This window comes from Algoriphagus aurantiacus (assembly GCF_035156405.1).
In the GTDB taxonomy this organism is placed as follows: domain Bacteria; phylum Bacteroidota; class Bacteroidia; order Cytophagales; family Cyclobacteriaceae; genus Algoriphagus; species Algoriphagus aurantiacus.
Map to the genome: position 1 here is coordinate 82,612 of NZ_JAXRUT010000018.1, position 24,967 is coordinate 107,578.

Consider the following 24,967-nt stretch of genomic DNA (forward strand, 5'->3'; position numbering starts at 1 on the left):
CAACAAATCAAATCCTTTTCTCATCGCAAAACTATCTCGGATCCAGCCTTCATTTTTTAAAATGGTTTAAATCCATAAACCCATCCCTAAAATCATTCATTTCGTCCCATTTTTCTTAAAAAAGTTTGATTCATTAATACCTTAAGCTTTTAAGTCAGAAGAAGTTAAAAAACACCAGTCGTCTCAGAAAGCTATGAAATCAACTAACTACGCACTACTATTTTTAATATTATTCGCTAGCTGTAGAAGTGATGATGCACCACCTCTTTTTATGGGCAAGCATCCAACATTTATAGCCTTTGAAAAGTCAATTGAGCTAACTGGAGAGCACACATCAATCGAAGTTATTGCTGCAAATAATATCGAGATCTTGGACACTTTAATGATATTCACTACGCCTGCACTTAATACACTTTACTATGCAATATCCACCAAAGATTATAAATGGAGTAGAAGCTTTATAGGTAAGGGAGAAGGACCCAATGAATTTGAGAAGGCATTAATACCTCTTTCTGTCGAAAGAAAAGACAATGATTTACTGATATCATTTTATCATAAAGCTAGGCAAGGCTTATTCCATTATAACCTTACACAATCATTCAATGGAGGAAATGACCTTTTTCAGGACACAATTCCTTTGAACAGTTTAACTGATATATATAAGGCATATCAAATTAATGAAGAGGAAGTTCTTGTGGACAACATGGATTTCATCAACTTAAATCAACACTATTCAATTTACAACTGGAAAGATCAAAACATTGTCCGTAAAGATTCAACGCTGATATCAGGCCTTAATGATCATGGCGATTCTTATTTATTGGCCACTAATACAATCTTCAGTAAATCTCAACTTAAATATGCCGGAGCAATGGTGTTTGTAGACCAATTGAATATTTATGATTTGGCCCAACCCGAAAAATCATTGGCTATTTCTGTGAGCAATCAGCCTAATTCAATAAATGATGCTGCTCGTACGCTTATGCCATTCAAGAAAGAATTCTATGTTGATTTGAGGGAGGCAAATAACCTTCTATTTGGACTATATGCCAATCTTGGCAGAAAGGAATGGGCAACTGGAGATAGCCCTGCTGTAATCCATGTAATCGACTGGGAAGGGAATCCGATTTGTAAACTTTCTACAAAGGAAAAGCTAGTGAAATTTGATATAGATCCAGAAAACAACATGCTTTATGGATTGACAGAAAAGCAGGAAGTTTATAAATATGATCTTTCAAAAATTCCCGAATTGGCTGCCTATAAAGCAACAAGTGAATTGAATTAGCTGCATTTTTAAAATTCAGGCTGATATTGAAAAAGCCAGCGCTCCCACTGACTTTTTCAATTCCTCTACAACAAATCAAATCCTTTTCTCATCGCAAAACTCTCGCGTATCCAGCCTGCAAGTCTAGCACTTTGGGCGAAATCAAGTGTCTGCTGTCCGTCGGAATAGGCTTTTTCAGGAACCTCATGTGATTCGTATATAATGCCATCCGCTCCTGACATTACCCCAGCCAAGGCCATCTGAGGCACATAAGCGCGAATACCGATTCCGTGCGAAGGATCCACGATTACAGGCAAGTGGGATTTTGCTTTCAAAATCGGAATAGCATTCAAGTCTAACGTATTTCTGGATGCTCTCTCATATGTTCTGATTCCTCTTTCGCAAAGAATTAACTTCTCATTTCCTCCTGAAAATACATACTCAGCAGATTGCAAAAGTTCTTCGAGCGTGCCTGAAATCCCCCTCTTGATCATCACCGCTTTATCTACTTTACCTAGTTCATCTAGCAAATTGAAATTCTGGGAATTTCTAGCTCCCACCTGGTAGACATCCACGTAAGGATACATTTCTTCGATCTGGGAAGTCTGCATCACTTCGGTCACTATCTTAATTCCCGCTTTGCTTGCGATTTTATGCCATAGTTTCAATCCTTCCAAACCCAAACCACGAAACGCATAAGGGCTGCTTCTTGGTTTGAACACGCCGCCACGCATCATCTTGATGTCATTTTCTACGCAGTGTGCCACTACAGCACGAATTTGCTCCTCTGATTCAATGGAACACGGCCCGGTGATCACTGCCATTTCCCCGTCCTTTATGAATACACCATCTCCCAAATCAACGGAAGTCGGCTTGGCCTTCCATTTTTTGGAAACCAATTTATACTCGTCAGATACAATGTGAATATCAATTATCCCATCCATCTGGCCAATTTTACGGATATCAAATTCTTTTTTTCCGATGCCAATCAGATAGTCTCCCAGTTGGGTTTTCACCTCGGTGGTTTTATAGCCAATGCCATTGACTTTTTGTATCAAATTTTCCTTCTGTCTGTCGGAAATATCGGGTTGAAGTTGGATAATCATTTTGATTTACGAATTATGAAGTACGATTTTCGAGGCTTATTTAAATGTTAAATATTTCAGGTTTCAAAACCATTAACATCAGTTATCGAATAATTTGTCATCGAAAAAGAAATTATTGATTCTCCACTGGTCAATTGGTTTATAATACAAAAACACAAACCTCAATGGTTGCCTCTCATATTTAACAAAGTACGTTAGCTCAATTATACTTTGACCTTTCTTCACTTCTGAAATTTTCTCAAAGCCTTTGTAATCCCCAACCAATTGAAGAGTATTATTTAATTGATTCTTCAAATTTTTCAATCCATCCTGATTATTCAACATCCATTGATTGGTATTGAACATTTTTTCAAGCGCGATGTCTGGAGATTTTTGATATGTAGTAAAAAACTCTTTTACCAAATCATCCGGTTGATTTTGAGCTATTGCAAGATTAGAGAAAAGCAAAAACTTTAAAGTAAACAGGTAAAGAGAATATCTTTTTTCCATATAAAAGAATTTGAATATTTATTTAAACTATCAAGTTGTTTTGGTGACAAGCTATTTGAGAAATATAGAATTTTCCAATTTTTCAATTAACGACCCCTTGAATGTATTCCTGGATATCAGAACTCAGATTCTTTGAATCTTTTACTATTTTGATGAAGGCCGAACCTATGATGGCTCCATTGCTATATTTCGAAGCGGTAGTGAAGGTTTCCGAATCAGATATCCCAAATCCAATCAATCTAGGATTTTTCAGATTCATCGCTTTTACCCGTTCGAAGTAAGAAATCTGCTCTTCGCTTATCCCTGTTTTGGCACCTGTGATGCTATGTGAGGAAACCATGTAGATGAAGCCATTGGTATTTTCATCGATCTCTTTAATTCGCTTTTCGCTGGTTTGGGGTGAAATCAAGAAAGTATTAACCAAGCCATATTGCTCAAAAAGCTCCTTGTAATCATCCAGGTATTGTTGCATAGGAAGATCGGGCAAAATCAGACCATCAACTCCCACTTCTTTACACTTTTTGCAAAAGGCTTCCATCCCGTATTGCATGATCGGGTTTAGATAGCCCATCATCACTACGGGGATATGGATTTTTGCCCGAAAGCCTCTCAGCTGTTCAAAGATCTTTTTTAATGAAATCCCATTTTCCAGCGCAATCATATTGCTGTCCTGGATCGTCGGACCATCAGCCACTGGATCAGAATAGGGTACGCCAATTTCTATGATATCTGCCCCGCCTGCCTGAGCAGCTTCCATGATTTCCATGGTATTTTCCAGCTCAGGAAACCCCGCTGTGAAATAGATGGAGAGCACACGGGCCTTTTTTGTTTCAAATAGTGTATGTATTCGGTTCATTTTTTCGGTATTGAAAAATTACAAAATTGAAAGACTGGAGAATTAGTTGTTCAACCCCTTCAGGGTTGATCTATGAGGACCCCATGATTTTTTCCATGGGTTGCACCCATGGCTATTCAGAGTTTAATCTCCGCCACTGCGGACAAGCTCTTCAGGATTAGTCAAAACTTACTGCAAGGCATACTTCATTATTCAGCCTTCATCATTTTTCATTCATTATTCTTTAGGAAAACATGAATTCTACAATTACAATGGAGGTTCAAGAAGACCTCATGAATCCTGAATCAGTACTTCCCCCATTTTATATAAGTATCCAGATCCTTGTCTCCTCTGCCCGAAAGATTTACCACGATCACATCATCTTTGGAATATTCAATCATATTCAGGGCATACAGCGCATGAGCAGATTCAATTGCTGGAATAATTCCCTCCATTTTACTCAATTCGATACCCGCTGCCATTGCATCCTTGTCCTCTACTGCCACAAACTCACCTCTTCCCACATCAAAAAGATGTGCATGAACTGGTCCAATACCTGGATAATCCAACCCTGCTGAAATAGAATGCGGCTCCACAACTTGTCCGTCTTCAGTTTGCATTAATATCGTTTTAGATCCATGCAAAACCCCAGGGGTTCCGAGAGCAGTTGTCGCTGCTGATTTTCCAGATAAAACCCCCAAGCCAGCTGCCTCAGCAGCCACCAAGCGAACTTCAGGACTATTATAGTAATGGTAAAAAGCACCTGCAGCATTTGATCCTCCGCCCACACATGCAATAACTATATCTGGGTTTTCTCTTCCTTCCTTCTCCTTCAATTGCCACTTGATCTCTTCCGAAATAACGGATTGAAACCTTGCAACCATCTCTGGATAAGGGTGTGGTCCTACTACAGATCCAATTATGTAATGTGTATCTACAGGATTATTGATCCAGGCACGCATGGCTTCATTGGTGGCATCTTTCAGGGTTTTCGAGCCTGAAGTTGCAGGAACTACAGTTGCTCCTAAAATCTTCATCCGTTCCACATTGGGATGCTGGCGTGCAATGTCAACTTCACCCATATAGACAGTACATTCCATCCCCATCAAAGCACAAACTGTCGCTGTAGCTACACCATGTTGACCAGCACCGGTTTCTGCAATTATTCTTTTCTTACCTAATTTCTTCGCCAAAATGATCTGACCAATAGTATTGTTCACCTTATGAGCCCCCGTGTGACATAGGTCCTCCCGCTTAAGGTAGATTTTGGTCCCATATTTTTCAGATAGACGGGAAGCAAAATAGAGTGGAGTCGGACGACCAACATAATCTTTAAGCAAACCTCTGAACTCATCCTGAAACTCCTTAGAAGCCATAATTGACTCATAATTCTCCTTCAGTTCTTCCACATTGGGATGTAGCATTTCGGGGATATAAGCTCCCCCAAACTTGCCGTAAAACCCTTTTTCATCTACTTTGATCATAATTCTATAGTTGATAGTAACTAGTCCATAGAAATGGACTGACCATTATGTTCTTATTTTATTTTTAAAACTTTTCAGTTTCTCTATATTTTTCAATCCAGGAGCATCTTCAAATTTTGAATTCAAATCAACCCCCACCAGCTGTGGTATTTTATCAGCGAGAGAAATCACTTCAGACGAACTTTCTTCATCCAGCCCTCCACTAAGTATAAATCCCTTTTCAAAAGGATAGTTTTCCAGTACCTGCCAATTGAATTTCCGACCCGAACCACCATGCACAGCAGCTGCCGTATCAAATAGAAAGTATTCAACTAACCCCACATAATCCCTCAAGGTTTCCCAATTAATAGTTTCTCCCACTGAGATGACTTTCCAAAGCTTTTTACCTGTTTTCAATTTCAGTTCCCGGACATATTCAGGGCTTTCATCTCCATGCAATTGAATAGCAGCCAACTTGAACTCATCGATTTTCGAAAGGATAAACTCAATTGACTCATTCACAAAAACCCCTACTTTTGGAACTTCGGCCAGCTGGATTTCTGCAGCAAAATCGATTGAAACGTATCTGGGTGATTTGGAATAGAAAATCAATCCCATCCAATCAGGGTTAACTTCTTGAATCAGATTTTGAATATTATCAGGATTTCGCATCCCACACACTTTGATTTTCACGTGTCTATAATTTGTTTTTATTGGTCACATGGAATCTCGCCTGGAGGATAATCATCCCGCTGTATGACATTTTAGTCAGGCTCGATTTCATCAGGCACTTATCGTTGATTCTTTGGCCAAAAGCTTCTTGTATTCTTTAATGAAATTGTAAGCTGCTTGTTCCGGACGGCTTGATTTCATGAAATTTTCTCCTATCAAAAACCCATCAAATCCAGCTTTTTTCAAGGTGATTAACGTAGCAGGATCAGAAATCCCACTTTCAGATATTCTTACAAAATCAGCGGGGATCTTATCCACTAGGTCTAGTGAGGTTTGCAAAGACACCTCAAAGGTTTTCAGATTCCTGTTGTTTACCCCCACTAAATCTAATTCATCGCAAAGGCTTCTTTCCAACTCCTCCCCATCGTGCACTTCCATCAAAACTTCTAGTCCTAAGCTTTTGGCAAAAGCCGCCAATTCCTTCAATCTCGCAGGATCCAATACCGCTGCAATGAGTAGAATACAATCTGCCCCGATAGACTTTGCTTCGAGAATCTGATATTCATCCACCACGAAATCCTTTCGAAGAATTGGGCAGAAATTAAATTTCCTAGCTTCCTTCAGATCTGCATTTGTGCCGCCGAAGAAATCGGTATCCGTCAAAATCGATAAGGCTGATGCTCCGGCCTGCATATATCCTATACTTACGGCTTCCACCGAAGCAGAGCCGTTAATCAATCCTTTGGAAGGTGACTTTCTTTTAAATTCAGAGATGATTCCTGACTTTTCAAGATCAATAACATACTTCTTCATAGAGACCACTTTCCCTTCGAAAAAGATACTATTCTCCAAAAGTTTCACTGGCACCAAACTGCTTCTCTCAGCTACTTCTATGTGCTTTTGCGCAATAATTTTATCTAAAATGTTCATGAGAATTTAAGCTAAGGAAACTGAGGTTTTAGGATTGACAAGACCCTCAAATACTGCTAATGCTTTTCTGGAAAGCAAAACTTCTTCAGCTTTTGCGATAGCTTCTGGAAAAGAAAGCCCTTCTTCAGCAGTTACTAATGCGGCTGCAGAATTTGCAAGTACCACAGCATTTTGACTTTCTGTACCTTCCCCTTTAAGAATGGCTTCAAAGATTTTGGCAGATTCTTTTATAGTCTTTCCACCTTTGATGGAATCAGCCTTCAGCTTTGTAAGACCAATATTTTCTGGTTTCAATACTTTTTCACCTTCATTGGAGATCATTTTAAAATCACCTGTCAAGGAAATCTCATCATAGCCATCCAAAGCATGAAGAATGGAGAATCGTCCCTGCATTTCCTGATATAGATAGCCATAAAGCCTTGCCAGTTCCAGACTAAATACTCCCACCAATTGTTTTCTGGGAAAACTTGGATTCACCATTGGACCAAGCATATTGAAGAAAGTTTTTACCCCAAGATCTTTTCTGATCGGACCCACATGCTTCATAGCTGGGTGAAATAGTGGTGCATGCAAAAAGCAAATACCAACTTCATCCAAACTCTGACGGATTTTGTCCAAGTCACTGGTGAACTCATAGCCAAAATAAGCGAGCAGATTTGAAGATCCACAAATGGAAGATACTCCGGTGTTGCCATGTTTTGCTACATTCTGACCCGCTGCAGCGACAACAAAAGAAGATAAAGTGGAAATATTAAAGGTATCTTTTCCGTCACCTCCTGTACCGCAGAGATCCATGGCATCATACTCGGCAATTTCAACAGGAATGCATCGCTCAAGCATGGCCTCTCGAAATCCTGAAAGCTCCTCCACAGTAATACTCCGCATCATATATACGGTCATAAATGCCGCAATTTGACTCTGATTATACGTTCCGGCAGTAATGTTTTTCAGCACCTCGCGCGCATCTTCGCGTGTTAGTGTACGGTGTTCAATTAGATGATTTAATATTTCTTTCATAACAGGGGGTGATATTAAATTATTCTGTTTTAATTCTCCAACCAATTCTTTAGGATTTGAACGCCATTTTCAGTCAGAATGCTTTCGGGATGAAATTGTACTCCTCGTACATCAAACTGCTTGTGCCTGACAGCCATAATTTGATTATCCGGTGTACGTGCGATCACTTCCAAGTCTGGTGAAAGGGTGTTTTCATTGACTACCCAGGAGTGATACCTACCAATACTAAAAGTATCGGGAACGTCTTTGAAAAGCAAATCCTCCTCCACTTTTACTATAGAAGCTACACCATGAAGTACCTCGGACAAATTGATTAAATCACCGCCAAAAGCTTCACCGATTGCCTGATGACCAAGACACACCCCTAAAATAGACTTAGTTGAAGCATATTTCTTCAAAAGCTCAGGCATGATTCCGGCATCTTCTGGGACTCCGGGGCCAGGCGATAGAATTATCTTATCGTATTGAGCTACGTCTTCCAAACTGATTTTGTCATTTCGGAACACATCCATCCGCACACCATAGCCCAGTTGCCTGACAATGTAAACAAGATTGTAGGTGAAGGAATCGTAGTTATCGAGGACGAGAATTTTCATTTTAAGTAATTGAAAGATTGGAATATTGACAGAACTTGCTCTCCATTTCGGCTGGGAAGATTCAAATTGCTTCCGCAGCCCTGAGTGCCACTCTAAGCGCTTCCAGCTTATTGGCCACTTCTTGAAGCTCTGAGGGAATAGTTGACTTCGCTACTACTCCTGCCCCAGCTTGGAATCTCAGCTGGTTATTTTCAGACACAAAGGATCGGATCAAAATCGCATGATTGAAATCTCCATTGAACCCCAAATAGCCGATGGCTCCTCCGTAAAATTCTCTCGAAACATTCTCAAGCTCATCAATCAGTTGCATCGCTCTAAATTTAGGAGCTCCGGAAAGTGTACCCGCTGGAAATGTATCTGCAACCAGTTGAAGTGGATTGGTATTTTCAGGTAATTCTCCTGTCACTTTGGACACCAGATGAATTACATGAGAATAGTATTGAATCTCTTTGAATACATCTACAGTTACTTTTTCTGATGACCGACTTAGGTCGTTTCTCGCAAGATCCACAAGCATCACATGTTCCGAGTTCTCTTTAGGGTCATCATAAAGCTTACGTGCCAAAGCAGCATCTTCCAGATCATTCCCTGTTCTGCGAAAAGTGCCCGCTATAGGGTAAATGGTAGCTTTTTTATCTTTTACCACAATCTGCGCTTCAGGAGAACTTCCAAAAACCTTAAATGAACCGTAATCAAAATAGAATAAATAAGGAGAAGGATTCACAGATCGCAGTGCTCGATACACATTAAATTCATCTCCTTTGAAACTTGTGCTAAACCTTCTGGAAAGGACAATCTGGAAGACATCCCCTTTGAAGCAATGCTCGCGTCCTTGATTCAAAATCTTTAAAAATTCCTCATCAGTGTAATTAGAGCTTTCCTCACCCAATCTTTTGAATGAATAGCTAGGTATATTTTTATTAGATAGTAAACGCTCGATCTCATCCGTCAACTCAGGATTCTCCGCTCCTGCCACCCGATGTTCTAACAAGTGTAGCTCATTCTTGTAATGATCCACTACGATGATATTTTGATATACCGAATATTGCATCATCGCTACCTCTGATGGTATGGTATTCTGGAGTCTGATATCTTCAAAATAAGCTACAGAATCATACTGAATGTATCCAAAAAGCCCATTGGAACTAAATTTAAATTTGTCTTGGGCAGAATCAAATTTATTCCCAAAAGCCCTAAGACACTCCATTAGTTTCTGATCTGAACTCACCTCATATTTTACAGAATGTCCCAACGGAAGTGTTTCCTCAACTACTCCAGCATTGAATTTAAATGTAGCCAACGGATTAAAGCAGATATAGGAATAGCTATTTTCCTGACCGTGATAATCTGAACTCTCCAGCAGGATCGGATTGGCATAACGATCTCGAATCTGTAAATAAATACTCACAGGAGTGATGGTATCAGCCAAACGCTTTCTGTACGTAGTTAAAATAGGTAGTTTAATATGAGTCATTTCCTAATTATTTTATTCATGAAAAAAGGCCTACCGGAAATCCAGTAAGCCTTTTATACTATATCGTCACGCAAAATTATACGCAGGGGCTTTCTAAACTTCCTTTTGGAAAGAGTATGAGTGCCACCACCAATTTTTATTTGTGTTTGTTTTCATAAGAATGATCGCAAATTTAGAAAGGGATTGTTAAGGACAAAGCATGAATCAATTTTTTTATCAAAAAAAATTATCGCCAAAAAGTAAACCTCCAACAAAATGACACTTGCAAACTACATATGTAAAACGAAAATACATTTTATCCGTTCGATTATCTATATAACTCTCGATCAATATGAAATATAACCCACTCATTCTTCCGCTTTTCTTCCTCAGTCTTGGTTTTGTGACTGCCCAATCTGGGACTGAATGGAAAACCCCAATGTATCAGGTCACCTTTGAATCCGACACTGAAGCTGAAGCCAAAATGGAAATAGACAAAGGCTATAGGTACGCAGATCTTGACTATGACGGCAGAGTGTTCCATTTGTTTTTCCATAATGATATCACAAACATCAAAAAGGCAAGGATAATGGAGCCGAAAACAAAGCTTCAGGTAGCCAGAGGAAAAGGTAGTTATTTCTGGGGTTCGGCACGGTTTGAATTTGTAGATGGGGATATTATCAAAGTGAAAAGAAAAAATAATGCGAATGGTTACGAAATTACAGGTCCATCCGGGCCACTTTTCAAAGTGGAAAACCATGCCATCGCTCCCGTCAAAACCTACAATGAAAAAGATTTTCTTACGCAGGCTTTTTATGTATTCGAGCGGATCAAAATAACCCAAAGTGCTCCTGCAGATGTGATGATATTTTACTCAAGTTATCATCCAATCGGTCCCAATGAGTAGTTTTATTAAAAAATACAAGAATGGCAAAGGCATTTCCACAGTATCTCAAGCGGGTTTTTGACGATTACCAAGTATTAGTGCAGGTTGATCCTGACACGTTCGCAGGGGTTGAGCTTATCGTACATCCAGATGGGAAAATCGAAAAAACTGAACTGGAGTTTGACGAAGAGATTTTTGATGACCTGGCAGAAGATGAATTTATCAATTGCAACGTGCTGGAATTTCAGTTACATCTGGCGAAAATACGCTGATTTCAAATTTGAAATCTTTTAGCCTCATAGTCAAGGGGAAAAGACACCGATTCAGCAAACCTGAGTAAGAATATTGTAAACATTGATTTTCTCCTTACCTTTGCGCCGGCGGCACGACCAGCTCCTGCTGAATCCCCCAGGTCCGGAAGGAAGCAAGGGTAGGTGGTTGAGCGGTGCGATGCCGCTTCTTTTTTGCCCTATTTTTTTGTCAGGCAACTCCAATCAAGTTCCATATCTTGATTAATCTTCTAACTTTGTTTCCCACAATCAAATCCATTTGGAACTATCCTTCTATCTGGCTTTTGCCCACTTTCAAGAATAGCAAAGTCTGAAAAAAGGAAATTCCATACCTATTAAACAATTCAAATATGAAATTCTTTATTGACACAGCCAATCTATCTGACATTCGCGAAGCTTATGACCTAGGAGTATTAGATGGCGTAACCACCAACCCTTCTCTAATGGCCAAAGAAGGCATCAGCGGAGAAGAAAAAGTAAGAGCTCACTACAAAACTATCTGTGATATCGTAGATGATAAAGTAAGTGCAGAAGTAATCGCTACAGATTATGAAGGCATGGTAAAAGAAGGGAAAGAACTCGCAAAAATCGATGACAAGATCGTAGTTAAAATCCCGATGGTAAAAGATGGACTAAAAGCCCTTAAATACTTCCAAAGTGAGGGAATACGTACAAACTGTACTTTGATTTTCTCTGCAGGCCAAGCACTTCTTGCCGCAAAAGCCGGAGCTAGTTATGTCTCTCCTTTCATTGGAAGATTAGATGATATTTCCTTTGATGGAATGGATCTTATTGCCCAGATCGTGCATATCTATGGGAACTACGGTTATGAAACAGAAGTACTTGCTGCCTCTGTACGTCATAGCATGCACCTGTTGAAATGCGCTGAAGTTGGAGCAGACGTAGTCACCTGTCCATTGAAAGTAATTACGAGTTTACTTAATCATCCATTAACAGATTCTGGTTTGGCAACGTTTTTGGCAGATCATGCCAAAGCAGCTGGAAAATAACTAGTGAAAGGCCGGCTTTTGTCGGTCTTTTTTAATTTCCCTTATGTATATTATCAAAGTAAAAGGCAAAGCAAGAATCCCTGACTACATTCAGATCAGAGATGAAAACTTTGTATTAGTAGCCTATTTCAGAGCAGATAGGCCGTTGAAGAAAATTGAGAAATTTGGTCTGGAAGGAAAGGAAGAAGAACTTGAAAAGTTAATCAAGGAGCTTCCATTTGGGAAATTGCAAAAATTAGAACTTTAAGAATGGATTTTAGTACTCAGCCTGTACTTCAGGTAAAACAAGCAACAATCTTTCAGGGTATCGACCCCATACTTACGGATGTAAACTTCTCTGTGGAGCAGCACGAATTTGTGTTTCTAATCGGTAGAACTGGCAGTGGTAAAAGCTCCTTATTAAAAACACTTTATGCCGATTTGGAGTTGAAAAGTGGAAGTGCTGAAGTAGCGGGATTTAATCTGGAAAATATCAAGATCAAGGAGATTCCTTATCTGAGAAGAAAAATCGGGATTATTTTCCAAGATTTCCAACTCTTCAACGATCGCTCTGTGGCTGAAAATTTAGCATTTGTTATGAGAGCAACGGGCTGGACAGATAAATCAAAAATAAATGCCCGGATGGCTGAAGTCCTGCTTTTGGTAGGTCTGAACAATGCATCGAGTAAAATGCCTCACCAGCTTTCAGGTGGCGAACAACAGCGTGTGGTAATCGCAAGAGCCTTGCTTAATGAGCCTTCAATTTTACTTGCGGATGAGCCTACTGGGAACCTTGACCCCGATGTTGCAGACGGTATCTTTAAGCTTTTCCAAGAAATAAATAAAAAGGGAACTGCGATATTGATGGCAACCCATAATTATGATTTACTTCGTAAGTACCCATACCGAGTATTGAAATGTGAAAAAGGAGCGCTCCAGGATAGTCAAACACATGACGTGTCTTTTGGTTCTACTTATTAATATTTCGAGTTAAATTTCAAACGCTTTTGCAAAATGTAACGTTTGTAAGTATCCAAACTTCCCAAATATGAAATCTACCCTACTCTCAAGAGCTTTCTTCTTTGTAATCCTGAGTGGATTACTTTGGAGCTGTGATAAAGATGGCGATAAGGACCCAATTATCGATCCTGATCCTACATTAGAAGAGGAAATTAATAACTGGATTTATGATGTAATGGATGAAGTTTACTATTGGAGACTCAATCTTAGAACACCTATAGCAGCTACTTCTGATCCAACCAATTATTTCAATTCTCTACTTTTCAAGCCAACAGATCGGTTTTCAGCAATTTATCCTGATTACCAAGAGTTGATCAATTCTCTGAGCGGTATTTCATTAGATGCAGGATACGAGTTCAAATTGTACCGAGTACCTGACTCCGAAAATGTATATGCTGAAGTTCTTTACGTGAAGAAAAACAGTCCCGCTTCATTAACAGATTTAAAACGTGGCGATGCAATCGTTGCCATCAATGGTACACAGATAGATATTAATAACTATAGAACCCTGTTGGATCAAACACAGACAACTCATACCATCAGACCGCTCAGGTATAGCGATGAAACAGGAGCATATGTGGCAAGAGAGGAAATTTCACTCACCCCTATAGAATTATCTGAAGATCCGAATTTCCTTGATACAGTCTATACAATCAATAATCAAAAAATCGGATATGTAGTATATAACTTCTTCGCGCCAGGTACAGCGAGTGACAATACACTGTACGATAGAGAGATGGATGCTGTGTTTGAGAAAATGAAAGCGGAAAACATCACTAATCTAGTGTTAGATCTACGATACAACGGCGGTGGATATGTCACTTCTGCAGTAAACCTCGCTAGTTTAATTGGTCCTGGAGTGACTAGTTCTGATATTTTTTCGAGAACAAAATACAATAACTTGCTTGCTTCAGAAATACCTGCATTGAGCAGTGTTAAGACTGAGTTTTTAGATAAATCTCAAAATCTCGGCAATATTCTTACCGGAAATCGCCTGTATGTATTGACCACCGGCGGAACAGCTTCAGCATCTGAACTAATCATCAATGGGCTCAAGCCATACATGGATGTTTTCTTAATTGGGGATGTTACTTATGGTAAAAATGTAGGTTCAATTGCGATTGAAGATGAAGACAATCCAGAGAATGCATATGGCTTGTTACCTATTGTTACCCAAAGTTTCAACAGCCTAGATCAATCTGACTACAGCACAGGTTTTACTCCAAATATTGCTGTCAATGAAAACTCAGAACGCCTAAGACTTCTTGGTGATGTAAATGAGATTTTGCTAAGAACAGCTATTGAGCAAATCACGGGTGAGCCTTCATCTGGAAGAGTGGTCAAATTAGATCGAGAAGAAATTGCCAATACCTTAGATCGAAAAATCCGGACAGGAAAAATGATAGAATCCCCAATAATTAAATAATCAACAAGCTCCGAAATATCGGGGCTTGTTTTTGTTCATTATCAAATTGTTAAGTTTCCGATCTTTAATGACTTCCTATAAAATTGATGCTAAATTTAAGGCTCACTTTTGAATGTCATGGAAATAGCAGCAAGTCTCCTTCTAATACTAACAATTTATTTCCTAGGTTGCCTTGCCATAGTGCAGGAAGTAGTCAGGCCGAATAGACAACTGGTAGTCGAAGGAGAAAGTAAAAAACCTCAGTGGGTAACAAACTATCCAAAGATCATTTCCCTGAGTTTTGTTATCTCTTTATTGACAACGTTCATCGCATACTACCTTTTCCTTAGCTAGAAAAATTTATACTTAGCATATACAAAAAAGGCTGCCAAATTGAATTTGGCAGCCTTTTTTATATTCCAACAACTTCTTCTATTCGAACAAGTCGAATTTCAATCCAAAGTTTAATCGTGCATTGTAATATTCAGCTTGCATCGTTCTGGATTTGATTCCTTGGTAGTATCTCAAAGGTTGATTGGTCAGGTTATTTCCTTCGAAAAATACACGCCATTTAGGCGTAATAGCGTATGACGCATTTACATCCAAGAATGTTTGCTTATCGTAATAGCGATCTTCAAAGCTTTCTCCACCCAATTCATCCAAGTAATCAGAGGCATAATTCAGTGATACTCTCATAACTATCCGCTTTGTCTCATAAGAAAGTGATGCATTAAACATATTATCCGCTGTACCAGGTAATTCAATATCATCATTGTCTCTTCCTTCAATGCCTGTAGTAGAAGACTTCGTATAGGTATAGTTCAAGTAAACTCCAATTCCTTTCCAAATCTGACGCTGAATAGACGCTTCTAATCCATATATTTTTGCAGTCCCACCATTCTCCGGACGGGAATATTGCAATCCAGAACCGAACTGGGGGTCACTATACCCCTGTGTTGTGATGGTATATACGAAATCATCAATGTCCTTATAAAATCCACCTAGTGAAATAAGACCAACATTATCGAAATACTGCTCAGCCATCAAATCAAAATTCATTGCAGTAGCAGGCTGTAGATTAGAATTTCCACGTGACAATTCCTCATCTTCTGGACTAAATTCAGCATAGGGGACAAGGTCAAAGTAATTTGGTCTTGCAATGGTATTTGTCCATGCAAATCTCAAAACACTGTTTGGATTCATGTTGTACTTCAAATGTACCCCAGGCATGAAATTGGTATAACTCTGCTCACCCTCAGCCGAAGAGATCTCTTCATTATCTATATCAAAGATATTTCCCATGTAATCTATGGAAGTATGTTCCAATCTTACACCAGCAATTGCAGAGAACTTATCTGAAAACTGATGATCTGCCATTATGTATCCACCTGTGATGGTTTCTTTCGCAGTGAAATTACCCGGCGCATATTCTTCAGGAACATCACTTTCTTCAAACAGTGCTGAATTTTTGAAATCCAATCCTCCCAAATATTTAGGGTCCGTAAAGGTGCCTACTTGATACTGGGATCCTGCCAGAAAATTCGGATCTGAGTAATTGACATTTGGTACATCTGCAAGTGTTTCTCCGAAAGCCTCTTCATCTAGTGGCTCATACTCATAGAAGTTATTGTCTCGTTCCTTATCTTTTCCGCGATACCTCACTCCAAGCTGTAAAATCCCTTTGGGGCTGTATGGTAATTTGAAATCCAGTTTCCCATTCAGATCACGGTCAAATGTGTAGCCGTATTGTTCTGATAGTCCATTTAACCCAATGGCAAGATTGTCAGTTGGATTAGTCAGATTAGCATAAGGTTTGTCAGGATTTGACACATCTACAGTAACATCCTGGTTAGAAGACCTGAATGAAGTATAGCGCTCAAATTCCCTTTCTTCTGATGCCTTTGCATGGGTTACAGACCAATCCATCTTTAGTTTATTGAACAAATGGCTACCCCCTAGTGTCGTATTATAAACCCGTTGGTCCTCCAGTCTAGAAGCTTTGTTTCTATCGCTATCCAGGCCACCTTTCGTCTCATATTCCACACGGCCTTTAGTCAAATATTTCCCTGGGCTAACCTCCGTGAAATCACCATCATCAAAGGAATCATCCAACTGACTTACGCGCATTCTAAACCTGTTTTCCCAATCGTCGCGATGATTATACATCCCGGAAAGAAATAGCGTATGATTGTCGTTGATATCATAATCAAATGCTAGGGTAGCTGACCGCCGAACCCGCTGCACTCTGTATTCTCGGATATCAAATTCCTCGAGAGAAGCTCCGTTATCATAGTTTTTCCAAACTGCCTCAATGTTATCTGATCCGAAGCGATGATTATTGTATGATCCTGAAAAAATCGCTCCCAATTTATCGTTGAAAAAGCGGTTGCCTATAATCAAGCCACCTGTCCAGATAGGTTTATTAGACAATAAGTTAACCCCTGAAGCGGCTGTTCCTGAAATCCTAAGCGAATTTGGAGCCTGCCGGGTTACAAGATTTACAGAACCGCCAATTGCATCCGCATCCATACTCGGAAGTACAGCCTTGTTTACTTCTATCGTCTGAATCATATCGGATGGAATCAAATCCATCTGCACATTTCTGTTGTCTCCTTCTGCTGACGGAAGTCTCTCTCCATTTAGCGTTACCGAATTTAACTGCGGTGCAAGGCCACGAATGATAATATTACGCGCTTCTCCCTGATCATTTTGCATGGTGATCCCCGGGATTCTTTTTAATGCATCACCAATATTAGCATCAGGAAACCTTCCAATTTGATCAGAAGACACCACATTGGTAATATTAGCATTGTTCTTTTGCTGATTAAGGGCTTTTGCCTGTCCTTTAAGCCGGTCTCCCATCACTATAAATTCCAGACTCTCGATAGTAGTTTCATCCAATTTGAAATTCAGGATGGTTGTTTCCCCCTTTTCAATTGTCGTTTTATAGATAACAGAACCATAGCCCAAGTACGTCACCTCTACTTCATAAGACCCCTGAGGAAGGTCAACAATGGAATAATCTCCCGCCTGGTTTGTAATCGTACCCAATGTGGTATTCTTCAATACGACATTGGCACCTGGCATAGATAGATTATGTGCATCTATCACTCTACCTTTTAAAACTCCTTGTGCCAGCGCCTTATGATTTAGGCAAAAAACAGCGATCAAGGTAATTGCGATCAGTAATGACTTTTTCATAATTATGAAGATTAATGCTTAGTTTTTAGATTTTAAGATGTCGCCTGCCATATCTTCCCATCGGTAGATTTGGTAGGTCTTGTCATCCGACATGGCTACAAAAAGTCCATGTGGGAAGTCTGCCCCTAAAGGGACACTGATGGATTCAGATCCATCGCTTGAAATAGTACTGGTAGCGATCTTGGTAATCAATGCATGCTCATGCGGATTTGAAATACTTCCTTCTCTTGGGAAAACATGGAAAAGGTTGGCACCCTGGTCAGACACCAAGATATAGCCGGTACTATCATCCAGTTTGTATATAGAAATCCCCTCGTGATCATCAGAGAATCCTTCTTGAGCAAAAAGCGCCAGTTCCTCATTTCCTTTTTCCGGATCTGCATAGTACTTTCTTACACCTACCCCTTCATCAGAATAATAGATATACCCCAGCTCAGTGTCTACGGCTATGGCTTCGATTTCTTTCTTTCCGGAATAGGTTCCAAACTTCCTAGACAAGTTTAATTTGATTTGGCCTCCCTCACCTATGATCTCATATTGCCAGAGATATGTCCCGTCTGTTGGGCCACTTTTTCTACCTGCGATAACAAAGTTTTTACCGGAGGTCTGATCTTGAAATATAGCAACCCCCATCAGATCTCTGCAGTCAGAACAAGTCTCTCCTTGATACACTTCAATACCTCCCATATTGATTTCTTTCATATCAGGGAGTGAGAAAAATCTCAGTTTGGAAGTCATACGCTCTCCAGTGACTGCAAAATCGACAGTCCGATCACCTAGATCCAAGCCATATCCTACATCCACATTGTTTGGGCGTTGGATGTCGCGTACGATTAGCGAGTCGATGGACTTTCCCTTAAGATCAAATACATAAAGTGCTCCTTCAGCATCCTTGTCCGTTCCAATCATTAAGCTTTTGGATGGATCTGTCGGATTCACCCAAATGGCGGGATCGTCGGTGTCATGGATAACCGAATCAGTTGTATAGACTGGTTTCACCAGCCTTTGCCCGATTATTTCTTCTTTTTGTTGGACTGGCCCGCCGCATGAACTTGCTAAAAATCCCAATGCAGATAAGCCAGTGAATAGTCTACTTTTTGTCATAAGATTTAAATGGTTTTGATGTTACAATTTTAGCTTGAGAAGCAGCTTTTGACTACAAATGGCTGTTATCAATTGGGCAACAATTGAAAAAGTAACCGTTAACAAAACCTAAACAGGATTTCAAAAAACGATCTCAAAAGTTTGGTTTTCAGAAACTTATGAAATGTTAAAAAGAGATTAACAAATTGTAAATCATATACAAAGGAGAAACTGCTGTAAACTATCACCTTTTTCCAAGTTCAATTTCTTACGAAGTCTATATCTTGAAATCCGAAGGCTATCCATGGAAATACCAAGTGAAGAAGCGATCTCTTTTGAGTTTAGATTAAGCCGCATCAGACTTGCAAGCTTCATTTCAGCAGGAGTGAGACCACCGGTTCGTTGATGGATGTTTCGGAAGAAATCCTGATGCACCTTTTCAAAACTATGCTTGAAATCTTCCCAATCTGTATCATGTGAAAAATTGAAATCAATTTGCTTAATAAGATTTCTAATCTTTTTCTTTTGCTCTTTTGGCTCCTGCTCCAAGATACTTTTCAGTCTTGTCTGAATATCTTCCAGCATTTGATTTTTGTCGATGACATGTAGGGTTTGGGCAGTGAGTGCTTTAGAATGGGCCTTCTCTTCTGTTTCCATTTTCATTTCCAACAATTGCATATTTTGCTGTTCTGTAGCGATCAGTTGCTCCTTCACCTGAAGTATTTCCTGATGGCGCTCGAGCAATTCCTTGTTACTTTTGATTTTCAATTTCTGGCGATTGAAAATGACCCAGCCCAACACACACATTAAACCAACCAAAAACAAAAGCAGCCATTTTACGATGGCATCGAAATCATGCATCTGCTCGAGCTGAATGATCTGTTGATTTTTAGCGTACAAACTATTCTGAGCTTCTTGAACTGCCAATTGCCGAGCTGACTCTTCTGAATAAACCAAGTCGCTTAACTGACGACTTTGCTCCAAATATTTATACGCATTATCATAGTCTCGCATCTCTGCGTATGCCTTAGATATATCTACGATCGCACTTTTCTGTTGATATAAAAAACCAAGTCTCTCACTCATCTCCGCTGCTTTTTCTGAATAAAGTAATCCTTCCTCTGGCTCACTAGTTTTGCGAAGCACATCGCCAAGATTATTTAGATTGCTGATAATCCGAAGACTATCCCCAAGTGCCATATTCAGCACAAATGCCTTTTGAAAATTGAAGTATGCAGAATCATACTGTTCTAAATCTTCATAAATACTTCCGATGTTCTCTCTGACGAAAGCCAATTGACTCTTCAGGTTAAGTTCCTCAAAAATTTTAAGTGCTTCCTGCTGATAGGCTAGGGCTTTGGGGTAGGAACCCATTTTCTCATACATTCCCCCTATGAAGCTTTTTGTCTCAGCCTCCCCTCCTGCATCCTGCAGTTTTTGATAAATAATAAATGCTGTTTCATGGCGCTGTAGCGCATCTTCGGGAGACTTAATTTTGTAATAGACTTCACCCAACGCATTATTTACATGCGCCAAAAGAGAAGGTAAGTTATTGTTTTGAAAAATATGCTCTGCTTCATAAAATGCCTCTACGGCAGGTTGAAACAATCCAAATTGTAAAAGAATCTGGCCACGGATTAATTGTGCCTTCCCTACCAGAGAATCCAAAGCAGCTAGCTTACTTTCTTCCAAAACTTCTGTGGCAAGCATAAATGCCTTATCGGGCTTACTCTTGGCTAACCTTGTCGCTGAGTCCAGCTGTGAGTCAATTAAAAAGGGGGTTTGAGCCTGGGAGAAGTGTGGAAACCAAGCAATGAAAATGACAGTGCCCCATGTGAATAAAATCAATCGCTTCATAATCAGCGAATTTCGACGTATCAGAAGTGAAAATCATTAAGTGAAAGTTGTCATTTTATTAAACTTCTCTTCGTGAATGCTAGAACAATGACCATCAGATTTCATAATCTACCTATGGATGAAAAAAAATTTGATCATATAAGCCTAAACCCACTAGACACAAAAAAACCGGCATCCCTGCCGGTTTCATGATCAGTATTTGACTTGATCAATTTGTTTTGGTAAGATTTTCCTTTGCAAGGTCAAATGCAGGATCTAGCGATATTGCTTCTTCGAATGCTGCCTTCGCTTCAACTTTAGAGCCTTGATCCAAGTAGATCATTCCTTTTAGGTTCAGAGCAGCTGCTTTCATACTGACTTCTTGAGTTTCTGTTTGTGACTTTGGAAAGCCTACTTTATCCTCAGGCTTAGCATTTTTTACCAACATATTCATAGAATTCAAAGCCTCTGGGTATTTCTTCAAGCTATACTGAATAAAGCCTGATTTGTAAAGGCTGAAATTGTCTCCACTAAGCAAGTAAAGACTTTCGAAATACGGCAGGGATTTTTCAAGGGCCCCGACTTGTTCCAAAGAATAAGCAGCTATTTCCAAAGAAGTAATGCTTTTGTCATTGACTTTCAACACATCCATGGAAACAAGGGCTGCTGACATGGCCTGTCCCGCTTCATAATATAGTGATCCCAACATCTCCACATAACGTATGTCGTCAGGATTTCTGACAATCAAGTGATAGAGAGAATTCTTAGCAGATGCGACATCGTTGTAACGCAAGGCCAGTTGGTAAGCAGCCTGGTCAGCTACATTCAATGTTCTTTTAAGTTTTGGGTCAAGTCTGGCAACAGAATCGGCCGTCTGGGCAATGGTAGTGCTGGCGCAAAAGGCCATAAGCAGCATGAGTAATACGTGCTTCATTTGAATTGATTTTGATTTAGTTTAAGAATTTGGGCGATCTAACACTGGAAACAATCCTTTGGATTTGGCAATCTCCAGCATCAATTCACGTGCCTGATCAGGATTATTGTGAATTTTACCCTCCAATATAGCTTCTTTAATTTCCTCTTTAATGTCTCCTATGATTTTTGAAGGTTCCAAACCAAAAATTTCCATGATCTCCTCACCCGAAATAGGCGGCTGAAAGTTTCTGACTTGGTCTTTCTCTTCGACTTCGATAAGCTTCTGAGCTACTTTATCGAAATTCTCTAAATAACGTTTTACTTTTTTATTGTTTTTCGACGTGACATCTGCACGACAAAGCTTCATCAAATCATCGATATCATCCCCAGCTTCGAATAGCAATCTTCTCATAGCCGAATCTGTCACCTCATCTTTGACTAGTGCAATGGGGCGAAGATGTAGCTTAACCAGTTTCTGCACATATTTCATGCGCTCATCCATCGGGAGTTTCAACCTGCGGAAAATCCCTGGAGTCATTCTCGCTCCTTTATCCTCATGGCCATGGAATGTCCAGCCTACTTTCTTATTGAAGCGTTTGGTTGCCGGTTTAGCGATGTCATGTAAAATAGCCGCCCAGCGAAGCCACAGATCATCGCTCATCTGGCAGACATTATCGAGTACCTGAAGAGTATGGTAGAAATTATCTTTGTGAGATTTATCATCCACCGAATCCACACCTTGCAACTCTACCATTTCTGGAAAAAACTCATGGAGCAATTTACCTGCAAACAACAATTTGAAGCCATAGGAAGGTTTTTTCACCTGTATGATTTTATTCAATTCTACTATGACACGTTCCCCCGAAATGATATTTAATCGATGTGCGTTTTCGCTTAATGCAAAGAAGGTGTCTCCATCAATATCAAAATCCAATTGAGCGGCAAACCGTACAGCACGAAGCATGCGGAGAGGATCATCAGAAAATGTGATGTTGGGTTCTAGCGGTGTGCGAATCAATTTCTTTTTGATATCAGCAAGACCATCAAACGGATCAAGCAGATCCCCATAATTTGCGGCATTCAAAGAGATTGCCATAGCATTGATTGTGAAGTCCCTGCGCTCCAAATCTTCCTGAAGGGTGCCTGTTTCCACGATTGGATTGCGGGATTCCGAACGATAAGACTCTTTGCGAGCCCCCACAAACTCCAGTTCCCAGTCATCCAGTTTCAGCATTGCTGTACCGAAATTCTTAAAGACTGAGAGTGGCACATGCTCATTGTATTGCTTAGCCACTTCTTTGGCCAATTCAATCCCACTTCCTACACAAGTAAAATCAATGTCCTTACAATCCCTCTTCAAAATCAAATCTCTCACATATCCTCCCACCACATAGGTTTCTAATCCTAAATTTGAGGCAGCTTTTGCTACTTTGGCAAAGACTTCGAATTCGTCAAGATGTGATTTGAAATTCATCCTTTAATAATTTTGACATCCCCGTCAGGCCCCAAAAACATCTCTTTTGTACTTGGACTCAAAAGCGGAAATAATAATGGTGTCTGATGAGCTGTGACTTCTTTAGTATCCATTTTTACTAAAACCGGCTGAGAAATCTGAAACAGTAATTTATTCCAGTTAGGCTCCAATATCAGACTGAACATCAGCACTCCCTCCTCTATAGGTCCATTTTTAATGATGCGATTCGCCGGACTATGATAGACAGTAGGCTTATTTGCATATTCTACGATATCCAGAGAAACCTCTGAAAAAGCTTCGCAAATCGTACGGATTTGAAATAAATCAAAAAGTAAAAATATCCAGTCTTCACCCATTTCAGCCTTCCAAAGCTCTGGTTTCATGAAGGTTATTACTTTTCCGTTTCCTTCTTTTAGGTGCAAAATGCCCTTTTCCCTAAAAGCTGCTAGTAATTGTGAGTGATCCAATGCGTTTATTTTTTTACAAAAATAAACAGAATTTCGAGAGCAAGCTCTTTTGGGGTTAAACCAAAAAAACTTCCCCGCAAAGAGAAGGCTTTTGGCACTTATTAAAAAACTGGTTTATATATCTTCTTTGTCAAGTTTTCTGTTCAAGAAAACGCTAATAAATAAGCCAATTCCCCCAAAAATAAAGATGCAAGAACTAAAGGCAACGCCTTCTTCCATTCCGCCATTATTGAACATTGCTCCTACCAATACTCCTACACCAACTCCTATTGCAAGGAGAGCAAGATTCAGAATAAACTGGCCAAAGCTGTATTTTTTGCCAGAGTTGAAGAGCTTCGCGTCAGCACCATTTTCAATTAGTGCGAGCCTTTCCTTATTTCGGGTGGTCAAGAAAGTGAAGATGACTCCGAAAATACTGGAGAAAATAATCAGTGTAACTAAGATGGTTTCTGCCATGATCTATGTGTTTTTTCTTCTTGGATGTAGGATACCGGCCAAAAGGTTACAAGTCTGAACAAAAAACTGTAACTTTTTTTCGGGTACTTGCATCCAATGTGAAAATGCGATTCCAGGAAGACCACCATTATATAGAGAAAACGCTACGGGGTAATATGAATGCTTATGGACAATTGATTCAAAAGCATGAAAAATATTCATTTACCCTGGCCATGCGGATTCTTAAAAACCGAGAGGAAGCTGAAGAAGCTTCTCAAGACGCATTTATGAAAGCGTTTCATTCCTTAAAAACCTTTGAAGGAAAATCTAAGTTTACTACTTGGTTATATAAGATTGTATATAATGAGGCGCTTGGCAGATTGAGGAAATCGAAAAACTATACAATCCAATTGGATGAAGTCGAAGAGACGGCAAGTAGTTCAGTGGATTACTTGGATGGATTAAAATCACTTCAACTGATAGAAAGAAAAGAACTTATTCAGCGTGGTCTGGATGCTATGAAGCCAGCGGAGTCAGCTGTGCTTACATTGTTTTATCTGGAAGAACAAAGTATAAAAGAAATTGAAGAAATTATGGGTTTGACAAGTTCACATGTCAAAATCCTTCTGCATAGAGGAAGAAAAAGTCTTTTGGAATCGCTGCAAAAAATCACAAATAGTGAATTAATTCATCTGCTATGAAAAATCAAGGCAAAGAAGACGAGTATATCCGCCAATTTATTTCTGAGTTGGGAACAGAGGATCCTTCTGAAGGTTTCCATAAATCTATATTATCGAGACTTAATCATACGCCAACTGTGTCAGTCTATAGACCGGTAATTTCATCTTTAGGCTGGAAAATAATCGGTGGCGCCATAGTGGCTTTATTTGTCACTGTCCTGCTATTTGTACCAAATGGAAGTGATGCTACCCCATTGTTTGATCAGTTGCCTAGTATATCTATTCCTGAAGTTGCTATTTCACTTCCAAGAATTTCATTTCCAGTAATAAACTTATCACCCATAGTTCTTCAGTCCTTAGTTGCTTTTATAGTTTTGGCATTTTTGACAGTCATCACTTCTCTTAGAAGATGGAAAACGTTTTAGGTTAAGTGTAAAACAAAAAAGGCAGCTTAAATAGCT

At 39.6% G+C, this 24,967-nt stretch carries 25 protein-coding genes and 1 other RNA gene; 10 read left to right on the forward strand and 16 right to left on the reverse strand.

The window, feature by feature from the left end; genetic code table 11:
• Positions 1-193: 193 nt before the first annotated feature.
• On the forward strand, positions 194-1,285 hold the full coding sequence (locus SYJ56_RS17230) for a TolB-like 6-bladed beta-propeller domain-containing protein (protein ID WP_323836233.1): 1,092 nt from the start codon (positions 194-196) through the stop codon (positions 1,283-1,285).
• Positions 1,286-1,350: 65 nt separating this feature from the next.
• Here the strand turns inward: SYJ56_RS17230 and SYJ56_RS17235 are convergent, their stop codons facing one another.
• The 9 genes from SYJ56_RS17235 to SYJ56_RS17275 form a co-directional block, all read right to left on the reverse strand.
• Positions 1,351-2,370, reverse strand: coding sequence for a bifunctional 3-deoxy-7-phosphoheptulonate synthase/chorismate mutase (locus SYJ56_RS17235; RefSeq protein ID WP_323836235.1), 1,020 nt, complete (start codon positions 2,368-2,370; stop codon positions 1,351-1,353).
• Positions 2,371-2,448: 78 nt separating this feature from the next.
• Positions 2,449-2,859: a hypothetical protein gene (locus SYJ56_RS17240; RefSeq protein ID WP_323836237.1), complete on the reverse strand. Its 411-nt coding sequence runs from the start codon at positions 2,857-2,859 to the stop codon at positions 2,449-2,451.
• 82 nt (positions 2,860-2,941) lie between these two features.
• The gene (trpA, locus tag SYJ56_RS17245) at positions 2,942-3,715 is read right to left on the reverse strand and encodes a tryptophan synthase subunit alpha (RefSeq protein ID WP_323836239.1); all 774 of its coding nucleotides are present in this window, start codon (positions 3,713-3,715) and stop codon (positions 2,942-2,944) included.
• Positions 3,716-3,999: 284 nt separating this feature from the next.
• Complete coding sequence (gene trpB, locus SYJ56_RS17250; RefSeq protein WP_323836241.1) at positions 4,000-5,178, reverse strand: tryptophan synthase subunit beta; 1,179 nt, start codon at positions 5,176-5,178, stop codon at positions 4,000-4,002.
• Between the two features lie 45 nt (positions 5,179-5,223).
• On the reverse strand, positions 5,224-5,850 hold the full coding sequence (locus SYJ56_RS17255; RefSeq protein WP_323836242.1) for a phosphoribosylanthranilate isomerase: 627 nt from the start codon (positions 5,848-5,850) through the stop codon (positions 5,224-5,226).
• A gap of 90 nt (positions 5,851-5,940) precedes the next feature.
• A complete protein-coding gene (gene trpC, locus SYJ56_RS17260; RefSeq protein WP_323836243.1) occupies positions 5,941-6,759 on the reverse strand; it encodes an indole-3-glycerol phosphate synthase TrpC in 819 nt (272 codons plus the stop codon).
• A 6-nt stretch (positions 6,760-6,765) separates the two neighbouring features.
• Positions 6,766-7,776, reverse strand: a complete 1,011-nt coding sequence (trpD, locus tag SYJ56_RS17265; RefSeq protein WP_323836244.1) for an anthranilate phosphoribosyltransferase — start codon at positions 7,774-7,776, stop codon at positions 6,766-6,768.
• Between the two features lie 29 nt (positions 7,777-7,805).
• Positions 7,806-8,372, reverse strand: a complete 567-nt coding sequence (locus SYJ56_RS17270) for an anthranilate synthase component II (RefSeq protein ID WP_323836246.1) — start codon at positions 8,370-8,372, stop codon at positions 7,806-7,808.
• A 61-nt stretch (positions 8,373-8,433) separates the two neighbouring features.
• Positions 8,434-9,846 (reverse strand): anthranilate synthase component I family protein, encoded by a 1,413-nt coding sequence (locus SYJ56_RS17275; RefSeq protein ID WP_323836248.1) that lies wholly within the window; start codon positions 9,844-9,846, stop codon positions 8,434-8,436.
• A gap of 331 nt (positions 9,847-10,177) precedes the next feature.
• Between SYJ56_RS17275 and SYJ56_RS17280 the strand changes: the two genes are divergently transcribed.
• The 7 genes from SYJ56_RS17280 (at position 10,178) to SYJ56_RS17310 (ending at position 14,436) form a co-directional block, all read left to right on the forward strand.
• Complete coding sequence (locus tag SYJ56_RS17280; RefSeq protein WP_323836249.1) at positions 10,178-10,732, forward strand: hypothetical protein; 555 nt, start codon at positions 10,178-10,180, stop codon at positions 10,730-10,732.
• Positions 10,733-10,752: 20 nt separating this feature from the next.
• Entirely contained in the window at positions 10,753-10,983 is a 231-nt protein-coding gene (locus tag SYJ56_RS17285; protein WP_323836251.1) for a hypothetical protein, read from the forward strand.
• 105 nt (positions 10,984-11,088) lie between these two features.
• An RNA gene (ffs, locus tag SYJ56_RS17290) (signal recognition particle sRNA small type) lies at positions 11,089-11,174 on the forward strand.
• A 177-nt stretch (positions 11,175-11,351) separates the two neighbouring features.
• Positions 11,352-12,011, forward strand: coding sequence for a fructose-6-phosphate aldolase (gene fsa, locus SYJ56_RS17295; protein ID WP_323836253.1), 660 nt, complete (start codon positions 11,352-11,354; stop codon positions 12,009-12,011).
• Positions 12,012-12,054: 43 nt separating this feature from the next.
• Positions 12,055-12,258, forward strand: a complete 204-nt coding sequence (locus SYJ56_RS17300) for a fructose-6-phosphate aldolase (RefSeq protein ID WP_323836255.1) — start codon at positions 12,055-12,057, stop codon at positions 12,256-12,258.
• 2 nt (positions 12,259-12,260) lie between these two features.
• Positions 12,261-12,971 (forward strand): cell division ATP-binding protein FtsE, encoded by a 711-nt coding sequence (locus tag SYJ56_RS17305; RefSeq protein WP_323836257.1) that lies wholly within the window; start codon positions 12,261-12,263, stop codon positions 12,969-12,971.
• Between the two features lie 67 nt (positions 12,972-13,038).
• On the forward strand, positions 13,039-14,436 hold the full coding sequence (locus SYJ56_RS17310; protein ID WP_323836259.1) for a S41 family peptidase: 1,398 nt from the start codon (positions 13,039-13,041) through the stop codon (positions 14,434-14,436).
• A gap of 411 nt (positions 14,437-14,847) precedes the next feature.
• Here the strand turns inward: SYJ56_RS17310 and SYJ56_RS17315 are convergent, their stop codons facing one another.
• The 7 genes from SYJ56_RS17315 to SYJ56_RS17345 form a co-directional block, all read right to left on the reverse strand.
• Complete coding sequence (locus SYJ56_RS17315) at positions 14,848-17,616, reverse strand: TonB-dependent receptor (protein WP_323836261.1); 2,769 nt, start codon at positions 17,614-17,616, stop codon at positions 14,848-14,850.
• Positions 17,617-17,634: 18 nt separating this feature from the next.
• Positions 17,635-18,720 carry a phytase gene (locus SYJ56_RS17320; RefSeq protein WP_323836263.1) on the reverse strand — a complete coding sequence of 362 codons (1,086 nt, stop codon included), beginning with the start codon at positions 18,718-18,720 and terminating at the stop codon, positions 17,635-17,637.
• A 192-nt stretch (positions 18,721-18,912) separates the two neighbouring features.
• Positions 18,913-20,556 carry a tetratricopeptide repeat protein gene (locus SYJ56_RS17325; protein ID WP_323836264.1) on the reverse strand — a complete coding sequence of 548 codons (1,644 nt, stop codon included), beginning with the start codon at positions 20,554-20,556 and terminating at the stop codon, positions 18,913-18,915.
• A 208-nt stretch (positions 20,557-20,764) separates the two neighbouring features.
• Positions 20,765-21,469, reverse strand: coding sequence for a tetratricopeptide repeat protein (locus SYJ56_RS17330; protein ID WP_323836266.1), 705 nt, complete (start codon positions 21,467-21,469; stop codon positions 20,765-20,767).
• 21 nt (positions 21,470-21,490) lie between these two features.
• Complete coding sequence (locus SYJ56_RS17335; protein WP_323836268.1) at positions 21,491-22,924, reverse strand: CCA tRNA nucleotidyltransferase; 1,434 nt, start codon at positions 22,922-22,924, stop codon at positions 21,491-21,493.
• Entirely contained in the window at positions 22,921-23,307 is a 387-nt protein-coding gene (locus SYJ56_RS17340) for a hypothetical protein (RefSeq protein WP_323836270.1), read from the reverse strand. The genes SYJ56_RS17335 and SYJ56_RS17340 overlap by 4 nt, the downstream gene beginning before the upstream one ends.
• A 198-nt stretch (positions 23,308-23,505) precedes the next feature.
• Positions 23,506-23,847, reverse strand: coding sequence for a DUF6249 domain-containing protein (locus tag SYJ56_RS17345; RefSeq protein WP_323836272.1), 342 nt, complete (start codon positions 23,845-23,847; stop codon positions 23,506-23,508).
• Positions 23,848-23,852: 5 nt separating this feature from the next.
• Here SYJ56_RS17345 and SYJ56_RS17350 point away from each other — a divergent pair, with 5 nt between their 5' ends.
• Together SYJ56_RS17350 and SYJ56_RS17355 are read left to right on the forward strand one after the other, a co-directional pair.
• Positions 23,853-24,527 carry an RNA polymerase sigma factor gene (locus SYJ56_RS17350; RefSeq protein WP_323836274.1) on the forward strand — a complete coding sequence of 225 codons (675 nt, stop codon included), beginning with the start codon at positions 23,853-23,855 and terminating at the stop codon, positions 24,525-24,527.
• A complete protein-coding gene (locus tag SYJ56_RS17355; protein ID WP_323836276.1) occupies positions 24,524-24,931 on the forward strand; it encodes a hypothetical protein in 408 nt (135 codons plus the stop codon). The genes SYJ56_RS17350 and SYJ56_RS17355 overlap by 4 nt, the downstream gene beginning before the upstream one ends.
• Positions 24,932-24,967 lie beyond the last annotated feature (36 nt).

Excerpts from the sequence above, each read along its gene's own strand:
- SYJ56_RS17230 (WP_323836233.1), top strand. The coding sequence starts at position 194 with ATGAAATCAACTAACTACGCACTACTATTTTTAATATTATTCGCTAGC.
- SYJ56_RS17235 (WP_323836235.1), bottom strand. The coding sequence starts at position 2,370 with ATGATTATCCAACTTCAACCCGATATTTCCGACAGACAGAAGGAAAAT.
- SYJ56_RS17240 (WP_323836237.1), bottom strand. The coding sequence starts at position 2,859 with ATGGAAAAAAGATATTCTCTTTACCTGTTTACTTTAAAGTTTTTGCTT.
- trpA (WP_323836239.1), bottom strand. The coding sequence starts at position 3,715 with ATGAACCGAATACATACACTATTTGAAACAAAAAAGGCCCGTGTGCTC.
- trpB (WP_323836241.1), bottom strand. The coding sequence starts at position 5,178 with ATGATCAAAGTAGATGAAAAAGGGTTTTACGGCAAGTTTGGGGGAGCT.
- trpC (WP_323836243.1), bottom strand. The coding sequence starts at position 6,759 with ATGAACATTTTAGATAAAATTATTGCGCAAAAGCACATAGAAGTAGCT.
- trpD (WP_323836244.1), bottom strand. The coding sequence starts at position 7,776 with ATGAAAGAAATATTAAATCATCTAATTGAACACCGTACACTAACACGC.
- SYJ56_RS17270 (WP_323836246.1), bottom strand. The coding sequence starts at position 8,372 with ATGAAAATTCTCGTCCTCGATAACTACGATTCCTTCACCTACAATCTT.
- SYJ56_RS17275 (WP_323836248.1), bottom strand. The coding sequence starts at position 9,846 with ATGACTCATATTAAACTACCTATTTTAACTACGTACAGAAAGCGTTTG.
- SYJ56_RS17280 (WP_323836249.1), top strand. The coding sequence starts at position 10,178 with ATGAAATATAACCCACTCATTCTTCCGCTTTTCTTCCTCAGTCTTGGT.
- SYJ56_RS17285 (WP_323836251.1), top strand. The coding sequence starts at position 10,753 with ATGGCAAAGGCATTTCCACAGTATCTCAAGCGGGTTTTTGACGATTAC.
- fsa (WP_323836253.1), top strand. The coding sequence starts at position 11,352 with ATGAAATTCTTTATTGACACAGCCAATCTATCTGACATTCGCGAAGCT.
- SYJ56_RS17300 (WP_323836255.1), top strand. The coding sequence starts at position 12,055 with ATGTATATTATCAAAGTAAAAGGCAAAGCAAGAATCCCTGACTACATT.
- SYJ56_RS17305 (WP_323836257.1), top strand. The coding sequence starts at position 12,261 with ATGGATTTTAGTACTCAGCCTGTACTTCAGGTAAAACAAGCAACAATC.
- SYJ56_RS17310 (WP_323836259.1), top strand. The coding sequence starts at position 13,039 with ATGAAATCTACCCTACTCTCAAGAGCTTTCTTCTTTGTAATCCTGAGT.
- SYJ56_RS17315 (WP_323836261.1), bottom strand. The coding sequence starts at position 17,616 with ATGAAAAAGTCATTACTGATCGCAATTACCTTGATCGCTGTTTTTTGC.
- SYJ56_RS17320 (WP_323836263.1), bottom strand. The coding sequence starts at position 18,720 with ATGACAAAAAGTAGACTATTCACTGGCTTATCTGCATTGGGATTTTTA.
- SYJ56_RS17325 (WP_323836264.1), bottom strand. The coding sequence starts at position 20,556 with ATGAAGCGATTGATTTTATTCACATGGGGCACTGTCATTTTCATTGCT.
- SYJ56_RS17330 (WP_323836266.1), bottom strand. The coding sequence starts at position 21,469 with ATGAAGCACGTATTACTCATGCTGCTTATGGCCTTTTGCGCCAGCACT.
- SYJ56_RS17335 (WP_323836268.1), bottom strand. The coding sequence starts at position 22,924 with ATGAATTTCAAATCACATCTTGACGAATTCGAAGTCTTTGCCAAAGTA.
- SYJ56_RS17340 (WP_323836270.1), bottom strand. The coding sequence starts at position 23,307 with ATGAAACCAGAGCTTTGGAAGGCTGAAATGGGTGAAGACTGGATATTT.
- SYJ56_RS17345 (WP_323836272.1), bottom strand. The coding sequence starts at position 23,847 with ATGGCAGAAACCATCTTAGTTACACTGATTATTTTCTCCAGTATTTTC.
- SYJ56_RS17350 (WP_323836274.1), top strand. The coding sequence starts at position 23,853 with ATGTGTTTTTTCTTCTTGGATGTAGGATACCGGCCAAAAGGTTACAAG.
- SYJ56_RS17355 (WP_323836276.1), top strand. The coding sequence starts at position 24,524 with ATGAAAAATCAAGGCAAAGAAGACGAGTATATCCGCCAATTTATTTCT.